General features: G+C 65.2%; 13 protein-coding genes. 12 read left to right on the top strand and 1 reads right to left on the bottom strand.

The features are described 5' to 3' along the window. Positions 1-40: 40 nt before the first annotated feature. Entirely contained in the window at positions 41-904 is an 864-nt protein-coding gene (locus NLM33_RS19175; RefSeq protein WP_254097615.1) for an N-acetylmuramoyl-L-alanine amidase, read from the bottom strand. 435 nt (positions 905-1,339) lie between these two features. Between NLM33_RS19175 and rsmH the strand changes: the two genes are divergently transcribed. From rsmH to NLM33_RS19115, 12 genes are all read left to right on the top strand, one after another. After that, positions 1,340-2,329 (top strand): 16S rRNA (cytosine(1402)-N(4))-methyltransferase RsmH, encoded by a 990-nt coding sequence (gene rsmH / locus NLM33_RS19170; protein ID WP_254097613.1) that lies wholly within the window; start codon positions 1,340-1,342, stop codon positions 2,327-2,329. A 3-nt stretch (positions 2,330-2,332) separates the two neighbouring features. Beyond that, entirely contained in the window at positions 2,333-2,725 is a 393-nt protein-coding gene (locus tag NLM33_RS19165) for a hypothetical protein (protein ID WP_254097611.1), read from the top strand. Further along, entirely contained in the window at positions 2,722-4,485 is a 1,764-nt protein-coding gene (locus tag NLM33_RS19160; RefSeq protein ID WP_254097609.1) for a penicillin-binding protein 2, read from the top strand. Before NLM33_RS19165 ends, NLM33_RS19160 begins: the two co-directional genes overlap by 4 nt. A 60-nt stretch (positions 4,486-4,545) precedes the next feature. Then, positions 4,546-6,018 (top strand): UDP-N-acetylmuramoyl-L-alanyl-D-glutamate--2,6-diaminopimelate ligase, encoded by a 1,473-nt coding sequence (locus NLM33_RS19155; RefSeq protein ID WP_254097607.1) that lies wholly within the window; start codon positions 4,546-4,548, stop codon positions 6,016-6,018. After that, the gene (gene murF, locus NLM33_RS19150) at positions 6,015-7,394 is read left to right on the top strand and encodes a UDP-N-acetylmuramoyl-tripeptide--D-alanyl-D-alanine ligase (protein WP_254097605.1); all 1,380 of its coding nucleotides are present in this window, start codon (positions 6,015-6,017) and stop codon (positions 7,392-7,394) included. The genes NLM33_RS19155 and murF overlap by 4 nt, the downstream gene beginning before the upstream one ends. A 134-nt stretch (positions 7,395-7,528) precedes the next feature. Continuing rightward, positions 7,529-8,632, top strand: a complete 1,104-nt coding sequence (gene mraY / locus NLM33_RS19145) for a phospho-N-acetylmuramoyl-pentapeptide-transferase (protein ID WP_254097603.1) — start codon at positions 7,529-7,531, stop codon at positions 8,630-8,632. Between the two features lie 115 nt (positions 8,633-8,747). After that, positions 8,748-10,148, top strand: coding sequence for a UDP-N-acetylmuramoyl-L-alanine--D-glutamate ligase (murD, locus tag NLM33_RS19140; protein WP_254097601.1), 1,401 nt, complete (start codon positions 8,748-8,750; stop codon positions 10,146-10,148). Positions 10,149-10,344: 196 nt separating this feature from the next. Then, positions 10,345-11,496 (top strand): putative lipid II flippase FtsW, encoded by a 1,152-nt coding sequence (gene ftsW / locus NLM33_RS19135; RefSeq protein ID WP_254097599.1) that lies wholly within the window; start codon positions 10,345-10,347, stop codon positions 11,494-11,496. 176 nt (positions 11,497-11,672) lie between these two features. Further along, positions 11,673-12,773: an undecaprenyldiphospho-muramoylpentapeptide beta-N-acetylglucosaminyltransferase gene (murG, locus tag NLM33_RS19130; RefSeq protein WP_254097597.1), complete on the top strand. Its 1,101-nt coding sequence runs from the start codon at positions 11,673-11,675 to the stop codon at positions 12,771-12,773. A 124-nt stretch (positions 12,774-12,897) separates the two neighbouring features. After that, positions 12,898-14,301 (top strand): UDP-N-acetylmuramate--L-alanine ligase, encoded by a 1,404-nt coding sequence (murC, locus tag NLM33_RS19125; protein ID WP_254097595.1) that lies wholly within the window; start codon positions 12,898-12,900, stop codon positions 14,299-14,301. A 193-nt stretch (positions 14,302-14,494) separates the two neighbouring features. Beyond that, positions 14,495-15,415 carry a UDP-N-acetylmuramate dehydrogenase gene (gene murB, locus NLM33_RS19120; protein ID WP_254097593.1) on the top strand — a complete coding sequence of 307 codons (921 nt, stop codon included), beginning with the start codon at positions 14,495-14,497 and terminating at the stop codon, positions 15,413-15,415. A 120-nt stretch (positions 15,416-15,535) separates the two neighbouring features. Then, a complete protein-coding gene (locus NLM33_RS19115; protein ID WP_254097591.1) occupies positions 15,536-16,522 on the top strand; it encodes a D-alanine--D-alanine ligase in 987 nt (328 codons plus the stop codon). Positions 16,523-16,863: the final 341 nt, after the last annotated feature.

Below are 16,863 nucleotides of genomic sequence, written 5' to 3'. Positions count from 1 at the left end.
TTCGCTGCGCTCGCAATGACGGCGCATGTGGCTTGCGCCGTCATTTTGCGGCGAGGGTCGTTCCCTCTTGCGGCAAGCTCGCCAGCAGCGCCTGCAATGTCGATAGCGTCGAGTGATCGACGACGCCGTCCAGCCGCGCCGGGCGGAAGTGGCGCTGGAATGCGGTGACGACCTCCATCGTCGTCGCATCGTACTTGCCGGTCAACGGGACGCCATAGCCGTATTTGGCGAGCGCCTGCTGCAGGCTCAGCACCTCGTCGCTGATGGTGCCGAGCATCAGGCTTTCGCCGCGCACGATCGGCGCCGGCGTCACCCAGTGGCCGACGCCGGAATTGGCCAGCGAGTGCCACGGGAATTTCTCGCCGGGATCCTTCTTGCGCGCGGGCGCGACATCGGAATGGGCGAGCACCCGGTGCGGCGCTACCTTGCGGCGAAGCATGATGCCGCGGCACAGCGCGATCACGGCGGCGATCTGGCGCAGCGGAAACTCCGGATAGCCCCAGTCATGGCCGCGATTGACGATCTCGATGCCGATCGAGCAGGAATTGACGTCGTCCTCGCCCGCCCATGACGAGACGCCGGCGTGCCAGGCGCGCTTGCTCTCCGGCACGCATTGCACGATGCGGCCGTCCTCGAGCACGACATAGTGAGCCGAGACCTCGGTGCCCGCCGTGCACAGCCGCGCCAGCGCGCCCTCGACATCGGGCATGCCGGTGTAGTGCAGCAGGATCATGTCCGGCAGCCGGCCCTTGTTACGCTCGCCATGATTCGGCGAGGGGATGATGTCAGAGACGATGGAGGAATCGGGATCGAACGTCCGCACGCTCGCCGCGGCCTTGGGAACCGGGAGCACGCGTTGACGTTTCGAATCAGATCCTGATGACGCGGACGAACCGGACGACATTATGAGGCTCAATCGGACGGGAGCGGCGGGCGCTTCAAGCCCTTCACTTACTATTCCTTTACCCTTGCGGCCGCGCAATCGCAGGCTTCGGTTAACGGGCGCATTTTGTCGGGTGTGTGTGGATGACGCATCACCACTGATTTTACCTTTTTGACTTGTAATCGAACCAGCAACGCTTTCTTAACGCTAAGGGCCGTTACTGAGAGGTGAAGAGCCGCCCCGCGTCCGGAGGCGGCCAACGCGTCTTTTGTTCGAAATCCCATGGCTGCCCGACAAATTCCATGCGGAAAACAGGGTCTGCAGCCTGGGACCGCCGGGCTGGGCGAACGTGCCGTACAGGGGTTGAGTCGTGGAACCGCCGCGAAGCGGAACAATTCGAGACGTGATGGGCGCGTTAACCATCGATCTCGCCCGCACCGCTTGCGAGCCGGGTGCATGAGTTCGGCCGCCCACATTCCCGTTCTCGGCCGCGAGGCGATCGAGCATCTCGCGCCGCGCGAGGGCGGCGTCTATGTCGATGCGACCTTCGGTGGCGGCGGCTATAGCCGTGCCATCCTGGATGTGCCGGGAACCCGTGTCATCGGCATCGATCGCGATCGCACGGCGATCGCCGGTGGCTTTGACCTGGTCGACCGGTCTGGCGGGCGCCTGACGCTTGTCGAAGACCGCTTCTCGAATCTCGCCGAGGTCTGCGACGCGCAAGGCGTCGACCGCGTCGACGGTGTCGTCATGGACGTCGGCGTCTCCTCGATGCAGCTCGACCAGGCCGGCCGCGGCTTCTCGTTCCGGCTCGAAGGTCCCCTCGACATGCGGATGGGGCAGTCGGGGCCGACGGCCGCGGATGTGGTCGCAAAGGCGTCCGAGAGCGATCTCGCCGACATCATCTATCTCTTCGGCGAGGAGCGGCATTCGCGCAAGGTCGCGCGCACCATCGTCGCGGCGCGCCAGGAAGCGCCGATCACGACCACGCGCGCGCTCGCCGATCTCGTTGCAAGGGTCGTGCGCTCGAAGCCCGGCGATATCCATCCGGCGACGCGGACGTTCCAGGGCCTGCGCATCTTCGTCAATGAAGAGCTCGAAGAGCTTCAGACCGCTCTCGCGGCTGCCGAACGTGTGCTGCGGCCCGGTGGGCGGCTGGTCGTGGTGTCCTTCCATTCGCTGGAAGACCGCATCGTCAAGAATTTCCTCAGCGAACGCGCCAAGACCGGCGGCGGCTCGCGGCACCTGCCCGAGGTCGCACAGGTGCCGCCGAGCTTCCAGCTTCTGACGCGGCGTCCGGTCGTTGCCGGCGAGGCGGAGGTCGCGCACAATCCGCGCGCGCGTTCCGCGAAGCTGCGCGCCGCAGAGCGGACCGCTTCTGCCGCGCATGCCGAAGGCGAGTCATCGTCCTGGCCGAGCCTTTCCGACGTCATGAGGGGTGGCTAGCGCATGCGCATCATTCACCTCTTCGTCATCGGCGCGCTGATCTTCGCCGCGGCCTATGTCTACCGGATCAAGATGGAATCCACCGCCCGCACCGAGCGGGTGCTGCGGCTGCATGCCGACATCCGCGAGCAGCGTGATGCCATCGCCGCGCTGCGCTCCGAATGGTCCAAGCTCGATGCGCCGCTGCGGCTGCAAGGACTTGCCGAGCGGCATCTGCCGCTCAAGCCCGTCAATGGCACGCAATACGATCAGCTGAAGAACCTGCCGGACCGTCCGCCGCGGCTGGTCAAGCCGGGTGAGCCCGATCCGATCGGCGCCATGATCAACACCATCGAAGCTGCAACCGACGCCGACACGGTCACGGGCTCGGTGCCGCAGCCGGAGGACAAGCAATGAGCGCTGTCACTCCGGGCAAACCCGCAAAGCCTGTCGAACGGTCAAGTGAGCCTTGGCGTCAGCGGCTGATCCGCAGCCTGCTCTACGGGCGTAACGTCGATCGCGCGGCGAAGGCGCGCGCGCGGGTCGGCCTGGCGATGCTTGCCTTCGCCTCGGTCTACCTCCTGATCGGCGGCCGTCTCGTGATGTTCGCCATCGGTGCCGACGTCCACAGCGCCCGCCGCGGCGGCGCGCAGGACGTGGTTGCGACCGCGCGGCCCGACATCGTCGACCGCAACGGCGAGATCCTTGCCACCGACGTCAAGGCGCCGAGCCTGTTCGGCGAGCCGCGCCGCATCATCGACAAGGACGAGGCGATCGAACTCCTGACCGCCACCGTGTCCGACCTCGACGAGGCCGAGGTGCGCGAGCGGCTGTCCTCGCGAAAGGGTTTCGTCTGGCTGAAGCGCGAGATCACACCGAAGCAGCAGCAGGAAATCCACAAGCTCGGCATTCCCGGCATCGGGTTCCTGCGCGAGAACAAGCGCGTCTATCCGACCGGCAACGAGGTCGCCCACCTCATTGGTCTCGTCAATATCGACAACCAGGGCATCGCCGGCATGGAGAAGTGGCTCGACAATAACGGGCTCGCCGACCTCCATCGCGCGGGCTTCGCCACTGACCGTCTGCAAAAGCCGATCGAGCTGTCGGTGGACTTGCGCGTCGAGCACGCGCTGCGTGACGAGCTGTTGAAGGCGAAGGAGAAGTTCCACGCCAAGGCGGCCTCGGGCATCATCTCCAACGTCAAGACCGGCGAAATCGTGGCGATGGTCTCGCTGCCGGACTTCGATCCCAACAATCCGAAAGAAGCCCACGACCCCGAGCGTATCAATCGTCTGACCACCGGCGTCTATGAGATGGGATCGACTTTCAAGGCGTTCACACTGGCAATGGCGCTTGATTCCGGCAAGATCAACCTGAACTCGTCGTGGGACGCACGGGGAAATCTGCACTACGGCAAGTTCACCATCCATGACAGCCACATGCTTGGTCGCTTCATCAACACCAAGGAAGTGTTCACCTACTCCTCCAATATCGGCGCCGCGCGGATCGCACTTGGTCAGGGCGTCGAGGCGCATAAGGCGTTCCTGGCCAAAATGGGCCAGTTGACGCGGCTGCGCACCGAGTTGCCAGAGAGCGCGGCTCCGCTGGTGCCGCGCCGTTGGGGTGAGTTGAACACAGTCACCATCGCGTTCGGTCAAGGCCTGTCCGTGGCGCCTCTACAAGCGGTGATGGGCATCAACGCCCTGATGAATGGCGGCAACCTGATTCCTCCGACGTTCCTGAAGCGCAGCGAAGAAGAAGCGGCGGCGATGGCCAAGCGCGTGATCAAGCCCGAGACCTCCGACAAGATGCGCTATCTGATGCGGCTCAACGCCGAGATAGGCACCGCCAAGAAGGCCGATGTTCCCGGCTACTATATCGGCGGCAAGACCGGCACGTCCGAGAAGGTCATCAACGGCCGCTATGCCAAGAAGCGCGTGCTCAACTCATTCACCGCGATCATGCCATCTGATAATCCGAAATATCAGATTCTGGTCATGCTGGACGAGCCACAGCCGCTGCCGGAGACGTATGGCTTCATTACGTCGGGCTTTAATGCTGTGCCGACGGGGGGTAAGATCATCGCCCGTATCGCGCCGCTCCTGGGCATCGAGCCTCGTTTTGACCTGCCGCCGTCCGACCGCCTTATTCTTGCAGCATCCAGGACAACCCAGTAAGCCGTACCCAGGCTGTCCCGAGTCGGCCCGGATCCGGCTTGGTATCTCGACTGTAAGGCCATGAAACTGCGCGACCTCTTAGGTCAGGATTTTCTGGGCAATGATGCCGCAATCGAGCCCGCCGTCGCGGCGCTCGAGGTGAAGGGGCTTGCGCTCGACAGCCGCACGGTCAAGCCAGGCGATCTCTTTTTCGCGCTTGCGGGCAGCAAGACCGACGGCGCGCGCTTCATCGATGCTGCCGTTGCCGCAGGCGCCGTCGCCGTCGTCGGCGACCATGCGCCGCCCAATTGCAACGTGCCGTTCATCGCGGTCTCCAATCCCCGCCGTGCGCTGGCGCTGGCGGCGGCAAAATTCTTCCCTGCCCAGCCCGCGACCATCGCGGCAGTGACCGGCACCAGCGGCAAGACCTCGGTCGCAGCGTTCACGCGGCAGATCTGGGAGCTGCTCGGCCACGTCTCCGCCAGCATCGGGACCATCGGCCTGGTCTCGCCGAAGCGTACGGTCTACGGTTCGCTGACGACGCCCGATCCGATCGCCCTGCATCGGCAGCTCGATGAGATCGCGCGCGATGGCGTCACGCATCTTGCCTTCGAAGCGTCCTCGCACGGGCTCGATCAATACCGCCTCGACGGCGTGCGCGTCGCGGCCGGCGGCTTCACCAATCTCTCGCGCGACCACATGGATTATCATCCGACCGTCGCGCATTATCTTGCTGCGAAGCTGCGGCTGTTCCGCGATCTGGTCGCACCTGGCGGCGCGGCCGTGATCTCCGCCGACCATGATTGCTCGGCTGAGGCGATCGAGGCTGCGAGGTCGCGCGGCTTGTGCGTGATGGCGGTCGGCCGCAACGGCGACGGGGCAGGCGAGGGCATCCGCCTCGTCGATGCTGAGGTCGAGGGCTTTTCGCAGCAGCTCGCAATCGAGCATCGCGGCAAGAAATATTCGATCAGGCTGCCGCTGGTCGGCGCGTTCCAGATCGAGAACGCGCTGGTTGCCGCTGGCCTTGCGATCGGCACCGGCAGCGATGCGGGAGGCGTGTTTGCGAGCCTCGAACGTCTCGAAGGCGCCAAGGGTCGGCTCGAGCTCGTCGGCGAGCGCAACGGCGCGCCGATCTTCGTCGACTACGCGCACAAGCCGGACGCACTGGTCAAGGCGCTTCAGGCGCTGCGGCCCTATGCGAAGCGGAAGCTGATCGTCGTGTTCGGCGCCGGCGGCGATCGCGATGCCGGCAAGCGCCCGATCATGGGCGCGATCGCGGCGGAGAATGCCGACGGCGTCATCATCACCGACGACAATCCGCGCAGCGAAAAACCGGAAGCCATTCGCGCCGCGATCCTTAGCGCCGCAAAAGGCGCGAAAGAGATTGGTGATCGCGCAGCGGCGATCCGCGCTGCAATCGAGGAACTCGAGCCGGGCGATGCGCTGCTGATTGCCGGCAAGGGCCACGAGACCGGGCAGATCATCGGCGGCGATGTGCTGCCGTTCAGCGATCACGAGGCGGTCGCCGCCGCACTAGCGACGAGGGTTTCATGAGCGCGCCATTGTGGACAATTGCCGAGGTCGCGCGCGCGCTGGGGATCGCGGGATCGTTCCCCGACACGGCCATCGACTTCGTCACTCAGGACAGCCGCCTGGTGAAGCCGGGCAGCTTGTTCGTCGCGCTGAGCGGCACGCCGAGCGGCGGCTTCATCTCGGCCTTTGCCAGCGCGCGGGACGGCTGGGAGTTCGCGGACAAGGCGGAAGCCTCGGGTGCGGCCGCGATGATCGTGCCGCATGAGATCGCGGGAATCCGCATTCCCCAGCTTGTCGTCAAGGACACGTTGATCGACGGCCTCTGGGGCCTCGCGCGCGCCGCCCGCGCCCGTTTCAAGGGGCCGGTGATCGGGCTCACGGGAAGCGCCGGAAAGACCAGCACCAAGGAATATCTCGCGGCCTATCCGAACGCCTATGCGAGCCCGTCGAGCTTCAACAATTTCTGGGGTGTGCCCCTGACGCTGTGCAATGCGAGGCCTGATGCGAGCCTCTGGGTCGTCGAGATGGGCATGAACCAGACCGGCGAGATCGCGCGGCTGAGCGGGCTGACGCAGCCGACGGTTGCGCTGGTCGTCAACGTGCAGCCGGTGCATCTGGAAAAGCTCGGCTCGCTCGAAGCGATCCGGCGCGAGAAGGTCTCGATCGCGCTGGGCCTGCCCGACGAGGGCGTGCTGGTGCTACCGGCCGATATCGCCGCACCCGAATGGCGCGGCAAGGTCATCCGCTTCGGCGACGGCACCGAGGTGCGCGAGCTCAGGCACACGCCGCAGGGCGAAAGCTGGCAGGTGGGTACGCTGGTCGGCGGCAAGGAGATCGACTTCAGTCTCACGCCCGGCGCGCCGCATCGTGTCCACAACGCGCTGGCCGCGCTGGCCTCAATCGACGCGGCCCATCTCGATGCGGCCGCACTCGCGGCAAGGCTCGATGGCGTCGGCATCATGACCGGCCGCGGCATCGAGCAGACCGTCGGCGGCGTCACCGTGATCGACGACAGCTTCAACGGCAACCCGGCCAGCATGGCCGCGGCCCTGGAAAGCCTCAAAGCGCGCCACATGACCAGTGGTCGCCGCATCGCCGTGATCGGCGACATGCTCGAGCTGGGAACTGACGCGCCGTCCTATCACGTGAATCTTGCAAAGCATCTCGATGGCATCGACGGCGTCTACTGCGTCGGTCCCTTGATGCATCATCTCTACCAGAAGCTGCCGCCGGCCAAGGGCCTTGGCTGGCATGACGACCCAGCCACGCTGGCCCCGCGAGATGTGGCGGACGTGCTGAAGGCAGGCGATGTCGTGGTTGTCAAGGGCAGCAAGAAGATGTTCTGGGTCAACAAGTTTGTGCCGGGGCTAGTGGCCGCGTTGCAGGCAAAGGCGTAAACTGGATAAGCGCCGTGTCTGATCCCGCCATTCCGGCCGTCCGGTTTTTGAGGGTCGCCCGACCACATGATGAAAGCCGGCGCATGCGCTTTCCGGCAAGGCCGCACGCGAAGAGGCGGCATAGGACTGTCTGAATGTTTTACTGGCTGATCGAGCTCTCCAACACATTTCCGAGTTTTGGTGCGTTTCGCACCCTGCTGAACGTCTTCCGCTACATCACGTTCCGCACCGGCGGTGCCGTCGTCACCGGCGCGCTGTTCGTGTTCCTGTTCGGGCCGTGGATCATCGATCATTTGCGCATTCGCCAGGGCAAGGGCCAGCCGATCCGGGAAGATGGCCCGCAATCGCATCTCAGCAAGAAGGGCACGCCCACCATGGGCGGGCTGATGATCCTGTCCGGCCTCACGGTCGGCACGGTGCTGTGGGCCAACCCGCTCAACCCCTATGTCTGGATCGTGCTCGCGGTAACGCTCGGCTTTGGCTTCGTCGGCTTCTATGACGATTACCTGAAGGTGACCAAGCAGACGACGAGCGGGTTCGGCGGCAAGCTTCGCCTGCTGATCGAGGCGATCATCGCACTGGTCGCCTGCTACGCGCTGGTGCGGCTCAACCGCGATCCCTCCTCCACCGCGCTCGCGATTCCCTTCTTCAAGGACGTCGTGCTGCATTTCGGCTGGTTCTTCGTGATCTTCGGCGCCTTCGTCATCGTCGGCGCCGGCAATGCGGTGAACCTGACCGACGGTCTCGACGGCCTCGCCATCGTGCCGGTGATGATCGCGACCGCGAGCTTTGCAATGATCGCCTATCTGGCCGGCAACGCCGTGTTCGCCGATTACCTCCAGATCAAATATGTTGCGGGCACCGGCGAGCTCGCGGTGCTCTGTGGTGCGCTATTGGGCGCGGGCCTCGGCTTCCTCTGGTTCAACGCGCCGCCGGCCTCGATCTTCATGGGCGACACCGGCTCGCTGGCGCTCGGCGGCATGCTCGGCTCGATCGCGGTCGCGGTGAAGCACGAGATCGTGCTCGCCGTGATCGGCGGCCTGTTCGTGCTGGAGGCGGTCTCGGTGATCGTGCAGGTCGTCTCGTTCAAGCTGACGGGAAAACGCATCTTCAAGATGGCGCCGATCCATCACCATTTCGAGCAGCTCGGCTGGACCGAGCCGCAGATCGTGATCCGCTTCTGGATCATCTCGGTGATGCTTGCGCTCGCCGGCCTCTCCACGCTGAAGCTGCGGTAGTGGTGATGGCGGTACTTCATTTTTTCCGTCATTCCGGGGCTGGCGAAGCGAGAACCCGGAATCTCGAGATTCCGGATCGCCGCTACGCGCCGTCCGGAATGACGGGAGTGGGGCTATGATCCCGGTCACCTCCTTCGCCGGCAAGACGGTCGCAGTCTTCGGCCTCGGCGGCTCGGGCCTTGCAAGCTGTCACGCCCTGAAGGCCGGCGGCGCCGAGGTGATCGCCGGCGACGACAGTGCCGACAATCTCGCCAAGGCGGCGCAGGAAGGCTTCATCACCGCCGATCTGCGCAGCGTATCCTGGGCGAATTTTTCGGCACTCGTGCTCGCGCCTGGCGTGCCGCTCACCCACCCTGCGCCGCACTGGAGCGTCTTGAGGGCGCGCGAGGCCGGCGTCGAGGTGATCGGCGACATCGAGCTGTTCTGCCGCGAGCGGCGGCGCCACGCACCGAACGCGCCGTTCGTCGCCATCACCGGCACCAACGGCAAGTCGACGACGACCGCGTTGATCGCGCATCTCACCAAGGTTGCCGGCTACGACACCCAGATGGGCGGCAATATCGGCACCGCGATTCTGTCGCTGGAGCCGCCGCGCATGGGCCGCGTCCATGTCGTTGAGCTGTCCTCCTACCAGATCGACCTCACGCCATCGCTCGATCCCTCCGTAGGCATTCTGCTCAATGTCAGCGAGGACCACATCGACCGCCACGGCACCATCCAGCACTATGCCGCGGTGAAGGAACGACTGGTTGCCGGCGTGCAAGCAGGCGGCACCTCGATCGTCGGCGTCGATGACGGCTGGTGCCGCGACATCGCAGACCGGCTCGACCGCGCCGGCAAGAACGTGGTGCGCATCTCAGTCAGGAATCCGGTCGCCTCCGGCATCTATGTCGAGCACGGCACGGTTCTGCGCGCCTCGGGCGGCGCCCGCAGCGAGGTCGCGAAGCTCGGCGGCATCGGTTCGCTGCGCGGCCTGCACAATGCGCAGAACGCGGCCTGCGCCTCCGCCGCCGCGCTCGCCATGGGTATCAGTCTCGATGTCCTGCAGAACGGCCTGCGCAGCTTCCCCGGCCTTGCGCATCGCATGGAGCAGGTCGGCCGCCGTGGCAACGTGCTGTTCGTCAACGACTCCAAGGGCACCAACGCGGACGCTGCCGCGCATGCGCTGTCGTCCTTTGCCGACATCTTCTGGATCGCCGGCGGCAAGCCGAAGATGGGCGGCATCACCAGCCTCACGGGCTTCTTCCCGCGCATCCGAAAAGCCTATCTGATCGGCGAGGCCGCGCAGGAGTTTTCGGGCACGCTTGGCAGCCAGGTGCCGCACGAGATCAGCCAGACGCTGGACGTCGCCGTCGAGCACGCCGCGCGCGATGCGGAAGCATCAGGCCTCGGCGAGGCCGTCGTGCTGCTCTCACCCGCATGCGCCTCCTTCGACCAGTACCGCAATTTCGAGATCCGCGGCGCCAGGTTCCGCGAGCTGGTCCAGGCGCTGCCGGGCGTGAAGCCGGTGGTGTAGGGCCCTCGTGTCCCGGACGCGCGTAGCGCGAGCCGGGACCCAGGAGCCACAATGGGCCCCGGCTCTGCAGCGCACCGCAAGAGCGCTGCGCTGCGTCCGGGCACGAGACTCTTCACAACTTCATCAATCCCATTAACCCCGCGTAAACCAACCTCGGCGACCAATGGGCTGATCTTTGTCCGAAAGTCGGCCGCCCATGCTCTCCCGTGAAGAACGCACCCCCTTTTCCGAGTGGTGGTGGACCGTCGACAAGCCGCTGCTCGGTGTCATCCTGGCGCTGATGCTCACCGGGGTGATCCTGTCGCTGGCGGCGAGCCCGCCGGTTGCGACCCGCATCGGGCTTGATCCCTTCCACTTCTTCAGCCGGCACGTGATGTTTCTGCTGCCGTCCTTCATGGTGCTGATCGGCGTGTCGTTTCTGTCGCCACGTGCGATCCGGCGTAGCGCGCTGATCATCTTCGCGATCAGCATCATCCTGATCGTGGTGACGCTCGCCATCGGTCCCGAGGTGAAGGGCTCGCGGCGCTGGATCACACTGCTCGGCGTCAACATCCAGGCCTCCGAGGCCGCAAAGCCGTCCTTCGTCGTCATCGCCGCCTGGCTGTTCGCGGAATCGACCAAGCGCCCGGAGATGCCAGCCACCTCGATGGCGCTGGTGCTGCTTTTGATGCTGGTCTCGCTCCTCGTGATGGAGCCCGATTTCGGCCAGACCATGCTGATCCTGATGGTGTGGGGCGCGCTGTTCTTCATCGCCGGCATGCGGATGATCTGGGTGTTCGGGCTCGCGGGCGCCGCCTCCGCCGGCCTGTTCAGCGCCTATCTCTTCGTCCCGCACGTTGCAGGTCGCATCAAGCGCTTCATGAATCCGGCTTCCGGCGACACCTTCCAGGTCGATACCGCGATGGAAGCCTTCTACAACGGCGGCTGGTTCGGCTTGGGGCCGGGCGAGGGCATCGCCAAGCGCAGCCTGCCGGACAGCCACACCGACTTCGTCTTCGCGGTCGCCGCCGAAGAGTTCGGCATCATCCTGTGCCTTGCGATGCTGGCGTTGTTCGCCTTCATCGTCATCCGCACGCTGTCGCGCGCCTATGCCAATGAGGACGTGTTCTCGCGCTTCGCCGCCTCCGGCCTTGCCATCCTGTTCGGCGTGCAGGCCGCGATCAACATGTCGGTCAATCTTCAGCTCATCCCGGCCAAGGGCATGACGCTGCCGTTCATCTCCTATGGTGGCTCCTCGATCGTGACGCTCGCATATGGCGTCGGCATGATGCTGGCACTGACACGGCTGCGTCCGCGCACCGAGGTCGAGTCGATCGGCCACGCCGAGGCGATGCGCAGCTACGCGTGAAGACTCTCGTGTCCCGGACAAGCGAAGCGCAGATCCGGGACCCAGAACGTCGCAACCATGGGCCCCGGTTCAGCAGCGCACCACGCCGCGAAGGAGCGGCGCGCTGCGCTGCGCCCGAGGCACGAACACCGTGACTGGCTCGCCATGATGGCTGACTGCCTGTAAAAGAGCCCGTCATGAACACTTCCCCCCTGATTCTTCTCGCTGCGGGCGGCACCGGCGGTCATCTGTTCCCGGCCGAAGCGCTCGGCGTCGAATTGATCCGGCGCGGTTTTCGCGTGCGTCTCGTCACGGACGCGCGTGCGCTCCGCTACAGCGGGCTGTTCAGCACGGACATGATCGACGTCGTGGCCAGCGAGACCGCGCGCGGCCGCAATCCAATTCAGCTTGCCCATGCCGGCTTCACCCTCGCCACCGGCACGTTGTCCGCCTTCAACCTCATGCGCCGATCGAGGCCGGTCGCGGTCGTCGGCTTCGGCGGCTATCCGACGCTGCCGCCATTGATCGCAGCAAAACTCGCCGGCGTGCCCGGCATCATCCACGATGCGAATGCCGTGCTGGGCCGCGCCAACCGTTTCCTGGCGCGCCATGTCCGCGCGATCGCGACGTCCTTGCCGGGTGTGCTCGATCGCGATCCTGCGCTGGCGCCGAAGACCACGACGGTCGGCACCCCGATGCGTCCGGCGGTCCTTGCGGCCGCCGCGGTGAAGTACGCGCCGCCGGAGCCGAACGGTCCGCTTCGCCTGCTCGTCGTTGGCGGCAGCCAGGGCGCGCGCATCATGGCCGACATCGTGCCGGGCGCGATCGAGCGGCTCGAGCCTGCGATCTGGAGCCGGCTGATCCTCACCCAGCAGGTCCGCGATGAGGACATGACGCGGGTGCGCGCGGTCTACGACAAGCTCAAGATCAATGCCGAGCTCGCGCCGTTCTTCACGGATTTACCGGCGCGGCTTGCGTCCAATCATCTGGTGGTGTCGCGCTCGGGCGCCGGCACGGTCGCCGAGCTCGCCGCGATCGGGCGACCCTCGATCCTGGTACCGCTGCCCGGCTCGATCGACCAGGACCAGTTCGCCAATGCCGGCGTGCTCGCCCAGGTGAACGGCGGCCTGCGCATCCCGCAGACCGAGTTCACCTCGGACCGGCTGGCCGCCGAGATCTCTGCTTTCGCCGCCGAGCCCGCGCGGCTTGCCGCCATGGCCGAGGCTGCCCGCGGCGCCGGCCGGCTCGATGCCGCCGAGCGGCTGGCCGATCTGGTGGTTAAGGTCGCCGGACTCTGACGCGAAAAAGCCCTTGTCTTCGCCTTCTAAAGCGGGGCATCCAGTACCAGAGGCGCGCGGCTGATTTGGCCGTGACATCACCCAGATGCCGCCTTCGCTAGGCGACGAGGTCAGGGAACACATCATGAGACTGCCGCGCGGGATCGGACCCATCCACTTCGTCGGGATCGGCGGCATCGGCATGAGCGGCATTGCCGAGGTGCTGGTCAATCTCGGCTACACCGTGCAGGGCTCGGACGCCTCCGACAATTACAATCTCGAGCGGCTGCGCAAGAAGGGCGCAAAGGTCTCGGTCGGCCACAAGGCCGAGAATGTCGACGGCGCCGACGTCGTGGTGGTCTCCTCCGCGATCAAGCGCGACAATCCGGAATTGATGGCGGCGCGCGCGCAACGCATTCCCGTGGTGCGCCGCGCCGAGATGCTGGCCGAATTGATGCGGCTGAAGAGCTGCGTCGCGATCGCCGGCACCCATGGCAAGACTACCACCACGACGATGGTCGCAACGCTGCTCGATGCCGGCGACCTCGATCCGACCGTGATCAACGGCGGCATCATCAATGCCTATGGCTCGAATGCGCGCTTGGGTGCCGGTGATTGGATGGTGGTGGAAGCGGACGAGAGCGACGGCACGTTCCTGAAGCTGCCGACCGATGTCGCGATCGTCACCAATGTCGACCCCGAGCATCTCGATCACTTCAAGACGTTCGAAGCCGTGCAGGACGCGTTCCGAAACTTCGTCGAGAACCTGCCGTTCTACGGCTTTGCCGTGATGTGCATCGATCATCCGACCGTGCAGAGCCTGGTCGGCAAGATCGAGGATCGCCGCATCATCACCTATGGCGAGAACCCGCAGGCCGATGCGCGGCTCGTCGATCTCACGCCGATGGGCGGCGGATCGAAATTCAAGGTCGCGATCCGCGATCGCAAGAGCTGCGCCGTGCATGAGATCGCGGATCTCACGCTGCCGATGCCGGGACGTCACAACGCCTCCAACGCCACGGCCGCAATCGCGGTGGCGCATGAGCTCGGCGTCTCTGACGAGGCGATCCGCCAGGCGATGGCCACCTTCGGCGGCGTGAAGCGTCGCTTCACCAAGACCGGCGAGTGGAACGGCATCACCGTGATCGACGACTACGGTCACCATCCCGTCGAGATATCGGCGGTGCTGAGGGCGGCGCGCGAATCCACCAACGGCAAGATCCTCGCCGTGGTGCAGCCGCACCGCTTCACCCGCCTGCAATCGCTGTTCGAGGAATTCTGCACCTGCTTCAACGATGCGGATGCGGTGATCGTCGCCGAGGTCTATCCCGCCGGCGAGGCGCCGATCGAAGGCATCGATCGCGATCATTTCGTCGCCGGCCTGCGCGCCCACGGCCATCGCCAGGTGATCCCGCTGCCGGCATCCCCGGATCTTGCCGGCATCGTCAAGGGCGTGGCGAAGTCAGGCGATCTCGTCGTGTGCCTGGGCGCCGGCAACATCACGCAATGGGCGTATGCGCTGCCCGGCGAATTGAAGGCGCTGGGGTGATGATGGTCTTGTGTAACTCCTTTGTTGCCGCACGGCACACTGCGCTCCCTCCCCCCTTGTGGGGGAGGGTGCGGGAGAGGGGTAGCCACGAACTCCGACGTCGCTTGGGGTTACCCCCCTCCCTGGCCCTCCCCCACAAGGGGGGAGGGAACGGGGGCAGAGTGCCTCACTTACAAGAGGTGCGTGGTCTCGCATGAGCTTCCCCGACATCACGCCTGAACTGAAAGCCGCAATGCCTGACCTGCGCGGGCGGCTGCTGGCGAACCAGTCGCTGGCCGAGCTCACCTGGTTTCGCGTCGGTGGTCCGGCGCAGGTGTTGTTCACGCCGGCCGATGAGGACGATCTCGCTTATTTCCTCGCGCATCTCTCAACCGACATTCCGGTCTACGTCGTCGGTGTCGGCTCGAATCTCATCGTGCGCGACGGCGGCATGTCGGGCGTCGTGATCCGTCTTGCGCCGCGCGCCTTTGGCGATGCGAGTGCGAGCGGCGACATCGTCGCCGCGGGGGCTGCCGCGCTCGACAAGCGCGTCGCGGAAGTGGCGGCCAGCGCCGATATCGGCGGGCTCGAATTCTTCTTCGGCATCCCCGGCACGATCGGCGGCGCGCTGCGCATGAATGCCGGTGCCAATGGCGGCGAGACCAAGGACGTGCTGATCGAGGCGACCGGCGTCGGTCGCGACGGCGTGAAGCACACCTTCTCCAACGCCGAAATGAAGTTCGTCTATCGTAACAGCGGCGTCGATCCCTCGATCATCTTCACCTCCGCGCGCTTTCATGGGGTAATCAAGGATGCGGAGGCGATCCGCGCCCGCATGGCGGAGGTGCAAAGCCATCGCGAGACCGCGCAGCCGATCCGCGAGAAGACCGGCGGCTCGACCTTCAAGAATCCGCCCGGCCACTCCGCCTGGAAGCTGATCGATGCCGCCGGCTGCCGCGGCCTGCGCGTCGGCGGCGCGCAGGTGTCGGAGATGCACTGCAATTTCCTGATCAACACCGGCGATGCGACCGGCCACGACATCGAGACACTGGGCGAGACCGTGCGCGAACGCGTGAAGGCGAATTCCGGAATTGAGCTACACTGGGAAATCAAAAGGATCGGGGCTCCCAGCTAATAGTCATTCCGGGGGCGCGAAGCGCAACCCGGAATCTCGAGCTTCTCTGGTGCGCAACTGCGCACCATAGTTCGATGCTGCGCATCGCCCCGGAAAGACAGAAGCAAGGTGACTGAACACATGCGCATCACCATTCTCTTCGGCGGTTCCAACAGGGAACGTCTGGTCTCGGTCGCAAGCGCGCAGGCCCTGCAGCAGGCGTTGCCCGAAGCCGATCTCTGGTTCTGGGATGTCCAGGACAAGGTGCACGTCGTCCAGTCGAAGCAACTCGCCGAACACGCCCGTCCCTTCGAGGACGAGTTCATTCCGGGCACGCGCGGCATTGCGCTGGAAGCGGCGCTGGACCAGGCGAAAGCGGAGAACCGTGTGCTGGTGCTCGCACTACATGGCGGCTGTGCCGAGAACGGCGAATTGCAGGTCATGTGCGAATCGCGCGGCGTGCCCTTCACCGGATCGGGCTCGGCGTCCTCGCATCTCGCTTTCGACAAGATCGCCGCCAAGCAGTTTGCTGCGCTCGGCGGCGTGACGCCGCCGATCGGCATCGCGCTGGAAAACATCGACGACGCTTTTGCCGAATACGGCAGGCTGATCGCAAAGCCGGCGCGCGATGGTTCGAGCTACGGCCTGATCTTCGTCAACGCCAAGCAGGATCTGGTTGCCGTCCGCAACGCTGCGAAGCACGAAGAGTACGTTATCGAGCCCTACATCGCCGGCATCGAGGCGACCTGCGGCGTGCTGGAGCGGCCGGACGGCTCGATGATCTCGCTGCCGCCGATCGAGATCATCCCGGGCGAGGGCAATTTCGACTACGCCGCAAAGTATCTGCTCTCATCGACCCAGGAGATCTGTCCCGGCCGCTTCTCGCCGGAGGTCACGGCCGCGCTGATGGACCAGGCGATGCGGGCGCATCGCGCGATGTCCTGCACCGGCTATTCCCGGTCGGACTTCATCGTGTCGGACAAGGGCCTCGTCTATCTCGAGACCAACACGCTGCCGGGCCTCACCAAGTCCTCGCTCTATCCCAAGGCGCTGAAGGCGCAGGGGATCGCGTTCGTCGACTTCCTGCGCGACCTGATCGAGCTCGCCGAACGGCGCGTGCGGAAATAATTAGGGTTGGTTAACGGCCGGACGGGCGAAACGGCCCGTTTTGGAACCCAAAATCGGTAAAATGCCGTGGATAGCGGCATAAATGCCTCACAAGACGAGGCAAAAAGCTCCAGCCGTTAACGAAGTTTACCTTTTGTTTACCAGGAAGTCCGAAGGTTAACGCTGGCGGCGCATATGGCGATTTGGCTGCCGGCGCGAGGGCTGTCGCGGGTGTTCCCGTCTCAGGCCAACGCTTTGAAGGGGAGAGGCTTCTTCTGCTGAAGACCACCCGGCCGGCAGGTCCGAGACGTCATGGGCGCGAGAAACCCGCGAAATTTCCGCGGGCTAACTGTTGACGAGCT

Origin of the sequence: Bradyrhizobium sp. CCGUVB1N3, assembly GCF_024199925.1 — a bacterium.
In the GTDB taxonomy this organism is placed as follows: domain Bacteria; phylum Pseudomonadota; class Alphaproteobacteria; order Rhizobiales; family Xanthobacteraceae; genus Bradyrhizobium.
The sequence above is the reverse complement of the archived record's forward strand: the minus strand, read 5'-3'. Positions and strand labels throughout refer to the sequence as shown.

What these genes read in the sequence shown, in the direction of transcription:
- NLM33_RS19175 (WP_254097615.1), bottom strand. Translation starts at nt 904, where the DNA reads ATGTCGTCCGGTTCGTCCGCGTCATCAGGATCTGATTCGAAACGTCAA.
- rsmH (WP_254097613.1), top strand. Translation starts at nt 1,340, where the DNA reads ATGAGTTCGGCCGCCCACATTCCCGTTCTCGGCCGCGAGGCGATCGAG.
- NLM33_RS19165 (WP_254097611.1), top strand. Translation starts at nt 2,333, where the DNA reads ATGCGCATCATTCACCTCTTCGTCATCGGCGCGCTGATCTTCGCCGCG.
- NLM33_RS19160 (WP_254097609.1), top strand. Translation starts at nt 2,722, where the DNA reads ATGAGCGCTGTCACTCCGGGCAAACCCGCAAAGCCTGTCGAACGGTCA.
- NLM33_RS19155 (WP_254097607.1), top strand. Translation starts at nt 4,546, where the DNA reads ATGAAACTGCGCGACCTCTTAGGTCAGGATTTTCTGGGCAATGATGCC.
- murF (WP_254097605.1), top strand. Translation starts at nt 6,015, where the DNA reads ATGAGCGCGCCATTGTGGACAATTGCCGAGGTCGCGCGCGCGCTGGGG.
- mraY (WP_254097603.1), top strand. Translation starts at nt 7,529, where the DNA reads ATGTTTTACTGGCTGATCGAGCTCTCCAACACATTTCCGAGTTTTGGT.
- murD (WP_254097601.1), top strand. Translation starts at nt 8,748, where the DNA reads ATGATCCCGGTCACCTCCTTCGCCGGCAAGACGGTCGCAGTCTTCGGC.
- ftsW (WP_254097599.1), top strand. Translation starts at nt 10,345, where the DNA reads ATGCTCTCCCGTGAAGAACGCACCCCCTTTTCCGAGTGGTGGTGGACC.
- murG (WP_254097597.1), top strand. Translation starts at nt 11,673, where the DNA reads ATGAACACTTCCCCCCTGATTCTTCTCGCTGCGGGCGGCACCGGCGGT.
- murC (WP_254097595.1), top strand. Translation starts at nt 12,898, where the DNA reads ATGAGACTGCCGCGCGGGATCGGACCCATCCACTTCGTCGGGATCGGC.
- murB (WP_254097593.1), top strand. Translation starts at nt 14,495, where the DNA reads ATGAGCTTCCCCGACATCACGCCTGAACTGAAAGCCGCAATGCCTGAC.
- NLM33_RS19115 (WP_254097591.1), top strand. Translation starts at nt 15,536, where the DNA reads ATGCGCATCACCATTCTCTTCGGCGGTTCCAACAGGGAACGTCTGGTC.